General features: G+C 51.4%; 8 protein-coding genes. 2 read left to right on the top strand and 6 right to left on the bottom strand.

All coding sequences use genetic code 11. The features are described from left to right. Nucleotides 1-213: 213 nt before the first annotated feature. From WCK51_01560 to WCK51_01540, 5 genes are all read right to left on the bottom strand, one after another. Nucleotides 214-729, bottom strand: coding sequence for a hypothetical protein (locus tag WCK51_01560; GenBank protein MEI7575550.1), 516 nt, complete (start codon nt 727-729; stop codon nt 214-216). Beyond that, nucleotides 726-2,279, bottom strand: a complete 1,554-nt coding sequence (locus tag WCK51_01555; GenBank protein ID MEI7575549.1) for an RHS repeat-associated core domain-containing protein — start codon at nt 2,277-2,279, stop codon at nt 726-728. The genes WCK51_01560 and WCK51_01555 overlap by 4 nt, the downstream gene beginning before the upstream one ends. 2,618 nt (nt 2,280-4,897) lie before the next feature. Beyond that, entirely contained in the window at nt 4,898-8,632 is a 3,735-nt protein-coding gene (locus WCK51_01550) for a hypothetical protein (protein ID MEI7575548.1), read from the bottom strand. Further along, nucleotides 8,629-9,051, bottom strand: a complete 423-nt coding sequence (locus WCK51_01545; GenBank protein ID MEI7575547.1) for a Hint domain-containing protein — start codon at nt 9,049-9,051, stop codon at nt 8,629-8,631. The genes WCK51_01550 and WCK51_01545 overlap by 4 nt, the downstream gene beginning before the upstream one ends. 648 nt (nt 9,052-9,699) lie before the next feature. Next, nucleotides 9,700-12,786 carry a glycosyltransferase gene (locus tag WCK51_01540; protein ID MEI7575546.1) on the bottom strand — a complete coding sequence of 1,029 codons (3,087 nt, stop codon included), beginning with the start codon at nt 12,784-12,786 and terminating at the stop codon, nt 9,700-9,702. 499 nt (nt 12,787-13,285) lie between these two features. On the opposite strand from WCK51_01540, the gene WCK51_01535 reads away from it, so the two are divergent. Further along, the gene (locus WCK51_01535) at nt 13,286-13,819 is read left to right on the top strand and encodes a hypothetical protein (protein ID MEI7575545.1); all 534 of its coding nucleotides are present in this window, start codon (nt 13,286-13,288) and stop codon (nt 13,817-13,819) included. A gap of 366 nt (nt 13,820-14,185) precedes the next feature. Here the strand turns inward: WCK51_01535 and WCK51_01530 are convergent, their stop codons facing one another. Then, nucleotides 14,186-15,073 carry a zincin-like metallopeptidase domain-containing protein gene (locus WCK51_01530; GenBank protein MEI7575544.1) on the bottom strand — a complete coding sequence of 296 codons (888 nt, stop codon included), beginning with the start codon at nt 15,071-15,073 and terminating at the stop codon, nt 14,186-14,188. An 824-nt stretch (nt 15,074-15,897) separates the two neighbouring features. Between WCK51_01530 and WCK51_01525 the strand changes: the two genes are divergently transcribed. Next, entirely contained in the window at nt 15,898-16,767 is an 870-nt protein-coding gene (locus WCK51_01525) for a hypothetical protein (protein ID MEI7575543.1), read from the top strand. The last annotated feature ends 9 nt before the right edge of the window (nt 16,768-16,776 follow it).

The raw sequence follows: 16,776 nt of genomic DNA, 5'->3' as shown, positions 1-16,776 counted from the left end.
ACATAGATGTGTTTAAGGCGCGGTTATCTGTGCCACACCTTTTTCCTTTGCCTTCCCCACCAACGTAAATAGCTCGCCGTCGACATCACAGCTGTAGGTCTGAATGTTTGCATCATCAGCAATGGTTTTCATCGTAATCTCCTTGTCATACGACTGAGCAAACTGCTGCAAATTCAAACTTGGCTTCTCATTGGCACAGCTTGCTATGAAGTTTCATTCATCGGTTGTAGTGCCATTAGCCCCGGCTCGTCTAAAATGCAGAAGACACTTGCTTTTCAAGCTCGATAGCGTAGCAATGGAGACTTCGGTGAACGGCCGTAGCTCTGAAGGTAAGTCTAGAATTGTCGAGATCAGGTAATCACAATATTTCTCGATAGCGCGGATTTGTTGAAGGTCGTCAAGCCCGAAAACGCGTGCTGAAGGCTCTCCAAGTTCCAGCAATAAGAAATCCACTAAATGTCTTTGATAGAACGGTTCTGCGAGCGAGTTTAGCAAATAGTCAGGCAACCAAAAAAGTTTAGCGGCAGGATCCATATCGTCAAAGGCTTCGGCCACTCTCGGATCATTCTCACTGAAATGTGTCCTGCCTCTGTCAACCTTGTTCGCAAATGGTGGAGTTGAAGAATTACACGCCTTCTCGTTCCGGATCGCACCCCATTGCTCCACCCCAAATGCTTGTATGATTATCCCCACAAGTTCTTGTCGAGCAGATTCAAGCGATTCGGTCATTTCTTTAAGCAACCCCACTTTATCGCCATCGTAAGACAGCCTCCTGTCCTTATCCCTTGATCAATGATCGCCTTGTGATGTCCCGATGGGTTCCGATCCGACTTGAAGCAGGCAATTTGTCTTCCTACCCTTGCCGCCAAGCACGCAGTTCCATTTTCCAAACGGGGCATGATGAAATCACACATCTTCTTTTTGTCATAGGGTGGCAAGGGGAATTTTTTGTTTCTTGGGTCGCAACTATTCGGCAAATCGCATGAGGCGTGAATAGCCTTTTCCCAAGTTGCCCACTCTGCTTCAGTGCAAGTCCCATCGAATATTTTTTTGCATGCTTCCTTGCCGTACTTGACGATGCAGGCTAGACAACCTGCAGCCGATACCAAGCAACCGACTTGTGAATGAACCGGCAGATCCTTAACGAAGTCCAATGCGCAGTCTGCGAACGAATCGTAGCCCGGAGACCAGTCTTTGCATGCAATGTAAAGACCAAGCCCGCAACCACCCGCACCAACACATGCTCCGATGCAAAGTATGGGAACTATTGCCAGTCCCGTCGGATCGACAAATTTAGGAGATCCTCCCCCTACATACCCGTACGCACTCTCATCCGGCCACAGCGGATCAACTGTTGACCAGTTACCAGTTAGATATGAGTAGTGCCTTGCTCTAACATAGTGGCTCATGTGGAACAGACCGGTTTCACGGTAGCCGTAGCTTCCAACCCAGCCAAAGCCGCAGCTTGTTCCGGTAGACCAGTTGTTGCGTCCATAAGCCGAGTAACGGGTGTCGAAGATTCGGATCTGGCTGCCGTCCATGATGGCGGTGATGGAGCCTAGGTTGTCGGTGAGGAAGTCGTAGCGGAGCGTGCTCTCGATGTAGCTCATCATCTGAGACTCCACGGTGTGGAACGTCTTGATGGTGCTTTGACCCCGAACCTGCAGATAGTCCATTCCATCCCAGATGATGGTCGAAAGCGACCCGCCCACGTTCTCGACTTTCTTGAAGCCGTCGGAATCGTAGGTGTAGGTGTTCAACGTCGCATCCTCAGCGAATGTTGCCATCCGGTTCTCCTTATCATATGACATCGTCGTCTTCTGCGTCGGAAGTGCCTGATTCGTTTGGTTGCCGTTGGCATCGTAAGTGTAGGTCGTCACGAGCTGACCCGCGAGATCGTAGGCGAATGTCGTCGGAGTGATGAAACTGTCGAACGTCTTGTTGTCAACTGCGTCGTAGCCGTACGAGTAAGTGGTGTTCACTCCTGCATTCGTATAGATCGCCGTCGTCACCCGGTTCTTGGCATCATAACCGTAGGCCGTGTAGACACCACTTCCATCTAGGATTCCACTTGGGTTGCCAACCGTATCGTAAGTGTAAGTGAGCTTCTGAATTTCCGTGTTGTTTGAGTAGTAGTCAATCTGGCTCGTCGGACGATTGAGGCTGTCGTACTGAACGACTCGCTTCGTTTTCTCGATGTACGTGGTCGTGGTGATCCGTCCAGCCGAGTCACGTTGAATTGTCGTAATGCGACCTGCGGTATCGATGTAGCTCGTCATCACTATTATCTATAACTCGTGCCAGCTCGGTTGGCAACGCTGCGAGGCTTGGGCACAGGATACCAAGTAAGATGCTTCGCATCAAACTTAATGTACTTTACGTTCTCAAAGGAAGTTCGAGACAACCTGGTATCTTCGAATATAGCAGTATGACGGGTAAAGCTTAGCCAAGAATCATCATGACTAAGTCCGGTACGGACGGGGCTAACGCCGAGCCGCGGGTCGATTACTGAACCTTCCAACATACGATTATCCATAAAAAATAGCACAACGTACTTTCCACCACTTAGCAGGAGGGGACGAGTAAAGTGTCCCTGTGTTGAACTTATCCTTTTTCGGCGAACTGCCCCGCCCTTCTTTCTAGCGATCCATAGTTCTTGGACACCCTCTGATTTAGCATTCCGTATTTCAACGCTGTACCTGGCACCCCCCAGTAACATCGATGGCTGCTGCTTTTCTGCAGAACCTCCGTCGTAAGGGTTAACGAGGAAATTCAGAAACACCATGGTTCTTATTCTCCATACAAGTTACAAATTTTTCTCGCTTCCCAATTGGGTCAGTGCCTCCGGGCATGTATGGCCACCATTTGGGCGGGGGCCATAGCCGTGTACTTGGCCTACCTAAAGGTACGATGCGGCCTTGGTTCCCTCCGTTTTTCGGTATGTCACATTTGCACCATTTAGTCGCCAAACACATTCCTCTGCAGAATTGTCGAACAGCTGCCCGCAGATTGTCCTTCGGATTATTGACGTTCCCATTCCCGTAATCACCCCAAGTGTCTTCCACAATGCCCATTGGTCCGACAGCGGTAGAGTTAGTATCCTTGTGGGGCCCGTAGCACTGGCTACGTTTATAGTCTGTTTCCAAACAGCCTATGCACCAAAAAATAGAGTTGAGCCAGCGCACTCTCTCCTTCATTTTCTCCACCAAGTCCGGGTTACCTCCATGAATTGGGATATCACCACCAATCAGTGCTTGGCAGCAGGGATCCGCTTCGACCGTCTTACGAATCATCTCCTCCCAGTTTGGTATCACCCCGTTTACCCTGTCTCGCTCCGCTGGCGAGGCAGACTCACATCCCCGTCCACTTGGATCTACCATCCTCGCCGCCCTTCCCAAGACATATCCATAACTCGCCTCCCGGGGCCATAGCGGATCGACTGTGCTCCAGCCTCCCGTTACATACGAATAGTGCCTTGCCCGTACGTAGTGGCTCATGTGGAACAGACCGGTTTCACGGTAGCCGTAGCTTCCTACCCAGCCAAACCCACAACCCGTGCCTGTGGACCAGATGTTACGTCCATAGGCTGAATAGCGAGTGTCGTACGTTCTAACCTGAGACTGGTTAATCTCAGCGGTAATCGAACCAAGATGATCTGTAATGAGGTCTTTAGTGACTCCACCCTCATCGTAGGCCATCATCTCACCGTTCATCGTATAGAAACGCTTCTTCATTGCCATTAGATCTCACCGAGATAATCTGTTCCATCCCAATTTGGTGTCTTCAAGTGTTTTGACGGTCGCGCCGAAGACGAGCAAGACTGGCGAGGGTCAGTGTGGCTCCAATTGATAGTCCAACAAAACCAGATATCAGATCTTTGCGCCTTGCAGCTTCCTGAAGTTCTGGCTTGGGTGGATAGAAGGAGGATCTCCAACCCGGGGTCAGTAGGTACACCCCAAATTGAGCGGAGACGCAAACTCCGATCGTAGCCATCACAACCAAACTCGTCCGCCACACCTTCTTCGTCAAAGCCTGCCCCCTGCCGTCGAATCGCAAATTTGTTTTGAAAGAGATGGAGCGACCAATACCGGACCGTATTTTGTGCACTTGGCAGATTTGCAATCAGGGAAATTACTGGAATATCCCCATGAAACGCACTTTGCGCCTTCCTTGCAACAGAAACAAGTGATGAAGTCAACCTTAACGGAGTGCGTTTCGCAACCATAATGACTCCAATGGTCAGATGGATAGTCGTGAAATTCGTTTTCTACTTCTCCGTCCTTGTACGTAAAAACAGGCCAACTGTTCCTCGGAGGCGCGATATCCCTCCGCCACTTCCCGCTATTGTTTTGAAACCATTGATACAATTTGCACCCAGTACAGCCCTTTCTTTGGATAGTTAGTCTCAAGTGCCACTTCCCGAGAGCATCGCAATAATTGGGGCAGATGAAATTCCACCCACAACTGGCAGTGCATGCTAAGTTATTAAGGACCCCCTTTATGGTTATGTTGCATCCCGTACCTTGAATATCCGTGTCAGTCGTCGCTCTTCCTCCGACATACCCGTAGGCACTCTCGTCCGGCCATAGCGGATCGACGGTGCTCCAGGCTCCCGTCAGGTACGAATAGTGCCTTGCTCTGACGTAGTGGCTCATGTGGAACAGACCGGTTTCACGGTAGCCGTAGCTTCCTACCCAGCCAAACCCACAACCCGTGCCTGTGGACCAGATGTTACGTCCATAGGCTGAATAGCGAGTGTCGTACGTTCTAACCTGAGACTGGTTAATCTCAGCGGTAATCGAACCAAGATGATCTGTAATGAGGTCTTTAGTGACTCCACCCTCATCGTAGGCCATCATCTCACCGTTCATCGTATAGAAACGCTTCTTCATTGCCATTAGATCTCACCTAGATAATCCGTTCCATCCCAGATCAGAGTTGTCACAACTCCGCTCTTGTTCTCAGACCGCTTGTACCCATCGCCATCGTAAGTATAAGTCTGAACCACCGCATCTTCAGCGAACGTTTTCATCCTATTCTCTTTGTCGTAAGACATCGTGGTCTTCTGGGTCGGCAATGTCTGGTTGGTCTGGTTGCCGTTAGCGTCAAAGGTGTACGTTGTCACATACCCGCCCTGAACGCTCGTCACCAGCTGACCGGCAAGGTCATAGGCAAACGTTGTCGGCACGGTGAAGCTATCAAAGGTCTTGTTGTCCACCGCATCATAGCCATATGTGTACGTGGTGTTCACACCGCCGGTCGTGTAGATCGCTGTCGTCACCCGGTTCTTTGCATCATAGCCGTACGCAGTGTTCGCTCCATAGAGATCTAAAACCGAGCTCGGGTTACCAACTGCATCGTATGTGAACGAGAGCCACTGGAAGGCGGAGTTCGTCGAGTAAATGTCAACCTTGCCCGTAGGACGGTTCAAGAGATCATAGGCAAACTTGCGATAAATACCACTGGCATAGAGCATCGTTGTGACTCTGCCGCCCGCATCATACAGCGAAGTTGTGATCTGACCAGTTGGACGGACATACGATGTTTGATTACCATCGGTGTCGTACGTCCATGTCGTGACCAGGTTGTCAGGATCAGTCAGCTTCGTCCGCTGACCTGCCGCATCGAACACGTACTGCTGGCGAACCGAGCCGGGATCGGTCTTGTCGATGACCCTTCCTACCGCGTCATAAGCGTACGTTGTCGTTCCGGTGCTGTCCACCATTGTGGTTCGCAGACCCAGCGCATCGTAAGCCAGAGTGATTCGGGTTCCGTCGGCGTAAATCGTCGTTGTCGGACGGTCTACGGCGTCGTAGGCGTAGGTTGTCACATCGCCAGTTGGGAACTTCCTCGTCTCTCTAGCACCCGTGCTGAGGTAAGTGTAGGTCGTAATCTTGCCAATCTGGTTCGTGATGGCAAGCATCTCATCCCGCGCCGAGTAGCTCATCGTAATGAGGCCATTGCGGGCATCCTTGATGACCGTGTTGTTGCTGACTTCGTCGTAGGTGTACGTCGTGCGGTTTCCAAGCTGGTCAATTTGTGCCTGAACCCGGTTCAGGTTATCGAACACACTCGTCGCCCGGTTGCCCCGCGCGTCCAGAACTTCGGTCTGGTTTCCGATCGCGTCGTAGCTGTAGGTGGTTCGGTTACCAAGGGCGTCGATGGTGGCATTTAGCCTTCCTGCGTTGTCGTAAACGCTCGTGGAGATCGCCCCTGTTGGCTCGGTGACGGCGGTCTGCTGACCGGCTGCATCGTATGCGAACGTTGTTCGCTTGCCCATCGGCGAGATGCCCACGGTTTGGCGAGACGCATTGTCATAGACCGTCGTGCTGACTCTACCAAGTGGATCCGTTGTCGTGATCTGCTTCCCTGCGGCGTCATAGCCGTAGGTGGAAACGAATCCGAGCGCATCCTTAACCGTTTGCACCCTTCCTGCGCCATCGAAGGTGTAGGTTGTTCGGTTGCCTTTGGCATCTTGGACGGCGGTTTGCTGTCCGGCGATGTCGTAGGCGTATGTTGTCCGGTTGCCCAGGGCATCCACGACTGCCTCACGACGGTTAGTATTGCTCTGGTAGACGTAGGTCGTGACGAACCCGCGTGGGTTCTTGACCGTCTCCGGGTTGCCCGCAAGGTCGTAGGTGTAGCTCGTGCGGTTGCCGAGCGCATCAACGCTTGCTTGAAGTTGCCCAGCCGCGTCGTAGACGTCGGTGGTGACAAATCCTCTGGCATTCTTCGTCTCGGTTCTTCGCCGAACAGCATCAAACGTCATTGTTGTGCGGTTACCGAGGGCATCCACGGTGGCGTAGAGGTCCCTGGCATTGTAGACATTCGTCGTGACATTGCCCCGTGCATCCTTAATCGTCTCTGGACGGCCCGAGTTATCGTATGAATATGTCGTTCGGTTACCGAGAGGATCGATATTTGCAAGACGCTGTTTGGCACTCGTGTAAACGGTCGTGGAAATCCGACCAAGAGGATCTACGACCTCGATCTGGTAACCCATGTTGTCATAGTTAACCGTCGTAACCTGACCAAGCGGGTTCGTCACCGACGTTTGCTTGTCGAAGCGACCATAGGTGTAAGTCGTTCGGTTCCCAAGCGGATCAATGACCGCTTGGAGGAGGCAACCGTCATAGACGTAGGTCGTCACTTCGTTCAGCGGATTCTTGACCGAAGTGACCTTGTCTGCGTTGTCATACGTATAAGTCGTGGTCCTTCCAAGCTGATCAATCTGACTCGTTCGCCGGTTCAGCGAGTCGTAGGCGTACGTGACAATTCCGCCGTCCGAGTAGCAGACACTCGCAACGTTTCCGAAGGAGTCGTAAGCGTAAGTGGTCACCAAGCCTCTAGGGTCTTTCGCTGTGAGCAACTGACCGAAAGCATCAAACGTATTCGTCGTTCTTCGCCCAAGCGGATCTACACGTACGGTGTTGTTCCGGCTTGCGTCGTAAACTAGCGTCGTAACCTGTCCAAGTGCGTTGGTTAAGGTGGTTAGGTTACCGACGGAGTCGTATTGATACGTGGTTCGGAAGCCAAGTGCATCCTCGTCAACTGTGATGCGGCCACTAGCATCAAATGTACGAGAAAACGTCCTTCCACTCGGAAGCGTCTCAGTCAGTTGATTGTGGTTGGTATCGTACGTATAAGTTGCAGTGTAGCCTTCGGGCTTAACGATGGTAGTGATATCTCCGCCAGTTCCGAAGTTAAACGTAGTTACGGCACCCGCCGGAGAAGTTAATACTTGCTGGTTGACCGCGTAAGCGTAAGTCCATGTCGCAGTTCCAGCCACCATTTGCGTAACTCTGTCGGAGGAATCATAGGAATAGCTCGTTCGATAGCCACGCGGGTCTTCAATGGCTGAGATCAGAGTTTTTCCGGACGGACCGGCAGCATACGAATACTTCGTGACGCAACCGTTCGGAGCTGTAAACGTTGTCAGATATCGAGAGCCATCGTAGGCTAGTGTCCACGTTCTTCCACCCCAATCTTGAATCGTGGTTAGAAGAGGAACAGGAGAGCCCGCTGTATAGCCGAGCGTGACCTTTCGGCCGCCCACCACCTCGATGTTTTTGATAAGTCCGGCTTCGCTACTCGATCCGTAAGTGTAAGTCTGAACCGCGCCTCCTTGGTGAATCACGCGAGAAATCTCGAACTTCTTTGGATCAGTCGGCCCCGAAGTCACGTGTTGCGTGTACTCGATTCTGAGACCGTCGGGGAAATACTCTGTCCATAGGCCGGTCGAAGTATCGTAAGACAGAGTGTTTTTATAGCCGGTCTGAGTCGAACCAACATAGTTTTCGACGGATCCAACGGTACTGGCGAGAGCGAGCGCATATCCTTGAAGATCACCTCGAATGACCGTCTTTGTGGGCGTTTCGATATCGTTGGAGTCGTAAATGTAGGCCCGAATTGTTGCTGACCTACCAATTCCAAGCTCCCGATTTACTGCCGATTCGGAGGAGTAAGAAAGATTAATGGCCAGATTGAATTGCTGCGCCTTCAGCGTTATTTCCGGATCTATGATGAGCGAACCGTCAGCTTCTGGGATAGGCTGGAAGGGGTGATGAGTATATTCGTTGAACCGAGCACCCAAACTGGAAGATCGTTCAACACCGCTTCGATCTGTAATCATAGATATGCTTCTCCTACTGGCCAAATCACTTTCGTGTTGTGTGATGCAACGCCATTTGCATAAAACGTATGGTCCGGTTCACACGTGATGCTTATTACTGGTAGCGATCCAACGCTGGTTACTTCAGTGACTTCAGATTCACCAATATTCAGTAACAACACGCTGTCTCCCGGTTGAAGTGTTCCTGCTGGACGAGGATCGCTGTCTAAAGTTAGTATTGCGTGGGTTTCCGAGCATAAGAACTGTCCTTTTGCATGGGTTACATTCACACTGACGGACTCGGTTAGAACGACGCTTACAACCTCCTGCTCACGCTCATTTCCATCGGCTGTGATGCCGAGCAATTTCTCTCCCTTTTTCAGCTCACTGGCTTTGACTTCTGTTCCATCACTTAGGCGGATTTTTGAATCAACACTCACGCAACCCGAACTGGGACGCACGATAGGCGCAGGTGTGCAGAGACTCGAATCACTGGTAGGCAGAGAAGAGTAAGCACCTAGGGCAGGTGATGGTGTCGGTACAGGGCAAGGGCCTCCGGGTCCACCAGGGTCTACTCCGCAGGTTGAAGGGCTCGATACGGGATATTGAAGGTTCATTTAGGCTCCGTCTTTTTGTTGATTTTCTGTTGATGACCGAGTGGCTAGCGCGTGCTGCAAAGCTTCGACTGCGAGCTCTGCTGACCTTTCCTTTCCCGGAGGCAAACCACCCAGGAGGAGAATGAGATCGGATGAACTTAGCTTTTGAATTGCCTCGACTTCGCGGTTGACTGAAATTGCAGAAATGTAACTTGCACAGGCCATTGTTGATGGGCAACCGTTACTTTCCTGCCCAGCCCGAATGACCTTTGAACCTTCTAATTGAAACCAGAGTTCCACGTAGGGTCCATCACCAGGTACTCCTCCACAGCCGTAGTGCGTGAATGAATCGAATCGTCCCGCATTTCGCGGACTCGAAATGTGATCCAATGCAGTTTGAGAAAACATCCTCGCACTCCTACCGGTTACTATATGACAAATCTTCGAGAATCCATTGGAGTTTTATAGAAAGTTATCCACATTTTCCAAGAATCACTTAATCAACTTCGCCGATCCAAGCTGTTGGAGCCTTTCTTGGGTAGGCAGATGCTCTGGATTCAGCGCAAGTGCACGTTCGAGCCACTGCTTGGCGACGACCGCGTTGCCGCTATCTTGAGCCAAAATCCCTAAGAAGTACGCTCCTTCTGGTTGCCCGTCCTTATCGAGTTGCATGAGATATGGTACGGCCCTGTCGGCTTGTCCTTGTTCCATCAGAGCTACCGCGAGCATCTTGAGCGCATCGCCGTTGCTTCTATCCATCGCGAGAAGGCCAGTCAGATAAGCGCACGGGTCTAGGCCGACGGCTTTGAGAGTGTTTACGGCAAGTGTCATCGCCGTGCGGTTCGGAACCACTCCGGCATTGAGATTTGCGAGCCTTACTTCGCTAATGCTGTTCAGGCGAAGTCCGCAGTTGTGAATCGCCTCGAGGATTTCGCCCTTTTGTGAGTGCTCGAATGCCCGTTTCCACGCATCCGCTGCCTCTTGTTCCCTGCCAAGTCGCTGAAGCGAGAGAGCCTTGTTATGAAGGGCCTTGTAGCCTTGGATGGAAGGATCGAAACTGGAAAAGTGACCGGATGCATCCGATCCAATTGCCTTGTCGTATTGAACGATTGCTCCGAGATCATCTCCTTGCGCGGCTAAGAACTGTCCATAGAGGAAATGGAGTTCAGGGTCTGCATCAAAGTGAAGCAGGGCCTCATCAAGTGCGCTCTTTGCCTCGTCAGTCATTCCAAGTCGAACAAGAGAGCCGATCATCAGTGCATACGCCTTGCGGACGTGGCTCTCCTGGACTGGTGAGACCTGGATGCACCGGGTCAACCACGAAACTGCCAGTTCGTGATTGCCGTGAAAGTGCTCGGTCATGCCCAGGTTGAACAGAACGAACGGATGATCAGGCCGGTCTGCAAGGTCAAGTTTGAGCAAAGTGTCGTCGCGATCCCGCTTCCTCGCCTGTCCCTCGGCGCTGGTGTCGTATCCAGTGTGAAGAACTCTTGCCGGGAGCCTAACGATACTATGGTGTGGCAATCCAAGCTCGTCGGCTGTTCTCCTAAGGCTGGGAAGTATCTGCTCGTGAATCCGCCCTTCCCATACGAGTCCTGGCAAGTTGCGAAACACCTTCACGTGATCTACTGAGGTGCCCACGCCGTCCTGCTCGACAAACTGGACGGGTACGACAAAGCCAAGTACATCTGGAGTTGCGTTCAGGACAGCTTCTTGGATGACTTCTCCTGATTCAAGTGGCAAGGTGTCGTCGGCATCAAGCCACATGATCCAGTCTCCGGTGGAACTTTGCATTGAGGTGGTTCTTGCGGCGGAGAAGTCGTTGCACCAACTGAAGTCAGAGACCGAAGCACCGAAGCTCAATGCAATTTCTTTGGTCCTGTCCTCGGAGCCGGTGTCAAGGACGAGCACTTCGTGAAAGAACGGGGTAGCCGAGCGGAGGCAATCGGCTAGGACCCGCTCCTCGTTCTTGACGATCATACACAGAGATATCTTCGCAGCCTTCGCTTTTCTTCTGGCGGCTTCGAGCCGCTTGTCGGGGTTCTTCTCCTGATTAAAAACGATGCGCCCAGGAGCGGTTCCGCTTAGGTGCGACGCAAAACCCGACGAAACATCATCGCCCCATTTGGCAAGAAACTGAGCCTGGTTCTGTTGGAGTAGTCGCTGAGTCTTGGCATGGGTGGGATCGACAGCGGCAAACGTCTGCGATCCGATGTGGTAGACAAACGCAGACCTACAAATGAGCATCCGATATCCATTTCTTCGTATTCGGTACGACAAGTCGTTGTCCTCAAACATCCCGATCCCAAACGACTCATCGAATGGTCCGACCTGATCCAATGCTTCTCTCTTAACGAGAAGGCAGAACCCCACGAGCATATCTGTCTCCTCAACCTGCGGCTCCAGGACTTGGAGTTGCTCAGCGAACATGTCTAGATTCTCAAGGGAAGTGTAAGTGACGTCGATCCGCTGGAAGTGCCCACAGTTGTTGCTCACCGGCCCAACCGCTGCAATATCTCCCGATTCACTGATCACGCCCGTCATTCGGCCAAGAGCCGTGCTTGCGACGACCGTATCGTCGTTCAGGAAGAGCACGTATTTAGAGGTGCATTCTGCCGCTCCGAGATTGCTTGCCTTGGCAAAGCCGAGATTTGTCTCAGACCTGATTAACTGAACTCCCATTGGTACTTCGATGGGTGGCTCACTACCGTTGTCCACCACGATTATCTCTCTCGGACGTACTTCCGATCTGACAAGAGACTTCAAGCAGTCATTGAGCTGGTTTTGACCATTGAACGTGGGAATGACAACTCCGATGTCTCCCGCCGATCGGATTGCTGTAGATTCTTTCGTCTCCAGACCAAGTAGCTCCGCAACTTCGACCGGCGGTTGCTTATGCTCGGCGAATTGGTACGCACCCGGATGAGTAGGGTGCAAGTTTCGAAGTAGCGGATTCCGATCGAATGCCTTCCAGACGCTGTTCCACCAATCCGGCACAATCTCATCTCGGTGGCTCCAGGTCGTGATTTTCTTCCAAATCCGCTCGTCGCCTCCCGCGTAGCTGAAGTGGTGGATTATGCCGTGTTCAGCAGTGAGCAAGAGCTGCGTTCCTCCAGTGAACTCTCTGATGTGAACATGCGACGCCGTACTGAGGTTGATTAACACACACGGCTTAAAGGGTTCTCTTGGCCTGATGACGTACTCAGGAGTTTTCCAGTATGTGTCCCACTCTACGTGAACCCTATCCGCCGAACCCGACTCAGCGATTGCGATCAGCTTTTCCAGCAAACTTGGCTCAATGATTTCATCCGAGTCAATGGTCAGACAGTAGTCCCAGCCTGCTTCGCGCAGGTGCTGGTAGGCACTTCGTCGGTGAGTAGTTTCGTCCGGCCAATCGCCCTCAATGACTGTGGCTCCTTCCGTATTGGCGATGTGTTTCGTCTCGCTAACATCATGAGACTCGCCTTGCCAGTCCACCGAACTGACAAAAACAAACTTAGGCACATCGCTCAGCGACCTCAGCGTAGCTGCCAGGAATTGGTTGTCAGTGTGGACACAGATAGCGGCGCAAAGTCGCATGATTCATATGAGTATATGAGCAAAGTGCGCTCAGCGGTGTAGACCGGACACAAGTCAGCAGCGTAACAAAAAATGACCCGCAAAATTGCAGGTCATGAGATTCCTTGCTTCACTTGCGAGGCTTCTACTCCAACACCAGATCTCCTTCAGAACTTCGCAACATGCAAAGTCCATCCTTCTGGATCGAGAATCCTGATTCAAGGAGGCATTTACAAACTTCTTCGATGTAGCGATGCTCTACAGGTAGTACTCCTTCATGGATGAACTCTTCCGGGTGAGAGTTTTCTAGCAAATTTGCAAGGGCAGATTCAGTTTCTGCTTGGATTGTACAGAAACTCGGATTGACGTGAACGGTGAAATCAAAAGCGGACCGACTCATACTTCGCTAGGATAAGGGCACCAGCACGCACAGTGAAACCCAACGACGTTTGTGCAACGTGCGTTGCACGGACGGTCGCGTAGTTGGAATCGATCCGAAGTGCGAAGATCGTTAAGGGGTATGGCAAGATCACAGTACTTCCGCGTCACCGAACCTCACATTCCAACTTATGGAGTTTCTCCAATTCTCAGCCCGCCCAGGCGACTGGTTCTGGAACCCGTCGCAGACGCAGTTGGCCAAGGGCCTCTCTGGATCACGGGAAACGAGAAGCTGCTCGGACAAGGAATCAAGCGAGCGATGCTAGACTTCCGTTCGAGGGAGCCAGATATCGAAAGTATCAGGCGGGAGTCTGAACAGTTGGTACTCGATGGCTTCACACTCGTCTGTGGAATCCATAGCGAGGCTCATCGAGAGATGGCGACGATGCCTCTCAAATGGGGAGCAAGTCGAATCCTGGTTCTGGCCGGCGGTTTGAGGTTTCATCTTGGTGAACATCTCAATCGCGAACCGTTTACGTTGGCAAGGTGGTGGCGATACGAGTTCGATCCAACAACTGATCTTGCGATTTCGCTTGCACCTGGTTTAGATGATCCAGCGCCAGCAACCCGAGTCCGGCTCGTCGAGCAGGTCATCAAGCTTCTCGGGGAATCCTGACCAGCTATCCCAAGACTTCCACCTGGAAGTCTCTTTTTGTTGCACAGTCTAGCCACAAGTTGCGATTGGAGGTTGCTCGATGTATTTATGAGACATGCCAAACTGCTACATCTGCGGCCGGGCCATTCCTTCGGACTCAAGGCTTGCGAGAAGACGAGTCAAAACCGGGGAATGGATCCGCAAACGCTATCAACGTCCAACTGCTCATATGGTCCAATCCCACTATGGAATGAGAGTAGTCTGTGCATTTTGTGGTCAAAGATTGGATCGGAGGCAACTTACAGACGAACTCTGGAAGCACGTCGGGATACTGGTTTTGATGGTGCTACTCGTGACGTTGTTCGCCTTCTTGTATTAAAAAGGCTCTCACGAAGGTGTGAGAGCTTGAGATGGATTGGAAGCACCGTATTGGGCTCCCTTAATGTAGTCAGCAGCCTTCTGAGCTTGGGCAGCGGCAAAGACGATGGCCTTTGGGTCGTTCCTAAGAACTTTGAGCCAGGATGCAATGTAGCTTGCAGAATCTCCGATGAGCGAATTGTCGAGCGAGACTTCAGCGGCGCAGAACGCGGCTGTTAGCTCCGCCACCAACTCCTCTTTGGAATACTCTCCTGAGCCAAAGTGCACTTGATCGGTCACTCCCTTGCGGTTTAGCCTGGATTTGTGACCAGTAGCATGCCCAAGTTCATGAAGGAGCGTGAGATAGAACTGATCTGAGCTGCTGAAGTTTTCGATCTTCGGCACTTGGACAAGGTCTTGAGATGGCTTGTACCAAGCGGCTGTTCCGGTCTCTTCTATGCGAGGAGGATTCGGCATGGACTTCACGAGTAAGTCTGCCTTCACAATCCGCTCTCGCTCTTCCACCGGCTTTCGGTCTAGTAACGCTGGAACATTGAGTCCCTCGGTCTGTTCAACGTTGAAGACCGAGTAGTACCGCAATAGCGGCGCTCGCGCCTTCTTGGATTCCTCATCATCAGATGAAGGTTCTGGAAACTTCCAAAAGACAACCTGAGTTGATTTCTCTCCGCGCTTCACCTGGCCCCCAAGCGTTCCGATCTGTTTGAAAGTAAGCCAGCGGTGATCCTCGTACGGCGCAAGTCCTAATAGGAGTGAATTGACGCCTCGGTAGGGTTTGTTTGCGGTGAGGCTAACCGGAATTTGACTTTGGACATGCCACGGCTTTTTCCAAGGAACTACTCCATGGTCAAGCGCGGCAATGATCTTCGAAGTGACGAGTTCATAGAGGTTTTGCGCCAAGGCAATCCTCCTTCATTAGAGGGGAGCTTAACATGATAAACCCCGGACTAGTGCCGGGGGTCTATCATCAGCTTTCTGGCCCGACTGCGCGACTTTCGCTTCTTTCACGCAATCGTGAAGCCTACTGCTTAGTCAGGTCGAGCGTGGCAGGCACCCAGGTCGTATTTGGGCCGAAGACAGGCGACCTATCCGACTGTTTGTAAATGTCTGCGATATTGCTCCTTCCACAAAAAAAGTAACTGAGTCCGGTCGGGAGTCTTCGGGTAGTAAAGGACAAGTAAATTTTGTCTCCAGAGCTAATGGCGCTTGTACACGAAGTGGGATACGATGGATTGTATGTATACGTCAGACCATTTCGGCTTCCTTGGACGCGTATGTTTGTGTTGAAACCGTTCGCGTTGAAGCTCAGCGTAGCATCAAACCTTGCTGCAGGAACGATGACTGTGGATCTGACGATGGTTTCAGCCTTAGCCTGGAGTGAGAGGAGTGAGAGTGTCGAGATGATGAGGATGCGATTTGCAAACATTAGATTCCTTTGAAAAGGATCCGAACCCCTCTTGACACCACGCGGGTAACGGGTGTATGTTGTTAAAGCCGCCTAGTGCTGCCTGTTCCCTGCTTCAAACATTGGGACAGTAACTCCAGGGCTCTTCCTCGTGAAGGGCTCTTTTCCTATTTCACCCTCCATTATATCGCAATTTTGCCAGTTTTCACAAGGAAATTTCACGGGTCGAACAATATCTAAAAAAAATTCACGACTGGAACAAACTTTCGAAATTCATTGACTACCTTGAAGCATTCATGGTAGAACTAGGGGTTCGTTCATGACTGTTTCTGCCGAAAACACATCAATCTCAAAGTTCCGACTATCATCAGGCGAGAAGGTAGTTTCATCGCTTGCAGAGCTATCAGAATACGTTTACCAGTTTGCTCCGACCGGATATGCAAGTCCAAAGAGTATGGTCTCCGCGATGAGCGAGATACTGAGTGGAAAAAGGAAGTGCAGCCCCGAAGTAGCTAGAGCAATTTTACGTTATATAGAGGCTCGCCTCTTAACCGAGTATCCAGCGATTCGAGCCGAGCTGATAGATGCATGTGAGACCATTCTTGCGATTGATTCCAAGGTGCATGAGTTGAGCCTGGCGTGTACAGACCGAGACTTTGTCGCCCTAAAGCGAGCAGTTCTTAACTCTAACCAGATTGTCGCAGTTCTTCCGAAGGGCATATTTCATGATCCTCGAGGTTTGATGATTCTCGAGCAAGTTGCCACCCGAATCGGCTTACTCCCCAGGTCTAACGATTTGCAGACTGGTTCCCTGAGTATAAAGCTCATGTTCAAGGACAGGTCCAGTTGTGTGAGGTGGTGGAGCTTCTTTTGGGACTTCTTGGAAACCCGAATTCAGGGTGAGGAGTCTGAATTGATCCGACAATTGATCGAAGCTAACAATTCTGGAGTACTTGTAACTGTAGTAGCTGAACCAGGGCTCGTTCTACAGCGTGTACTTATCAGCGACCCGTGTGAACCTCAAAATTCTCTCGGTTTCAGATTCAGTGAGGGTGAAATTCAAGGAATGGCCTTTATGACTTTGCTCGGAAAGCAGTCTTGCGATGATTGGCGAGATTATTATGCGTCCAGAACTCAGTTGGAGGAAGTTTCTTTCGAGAGTGTGTTTCAGCTAGCCGCAATAATGTGATCGCGTAGT

The sequence above is a fragment of the Armatimonadota bacterium genome, from assembly GCA_037138755.1.
Taxonomy (GTDB): domain Bacteria; phylum Armatimonadota; class Fimbriimonadia; order Fimbriimonadales; family Fimbriimonadaceae; genus Fimbriimonas.
This window is presented reverse-complemented; position numbering and strand designations above follow the sequence as displayed.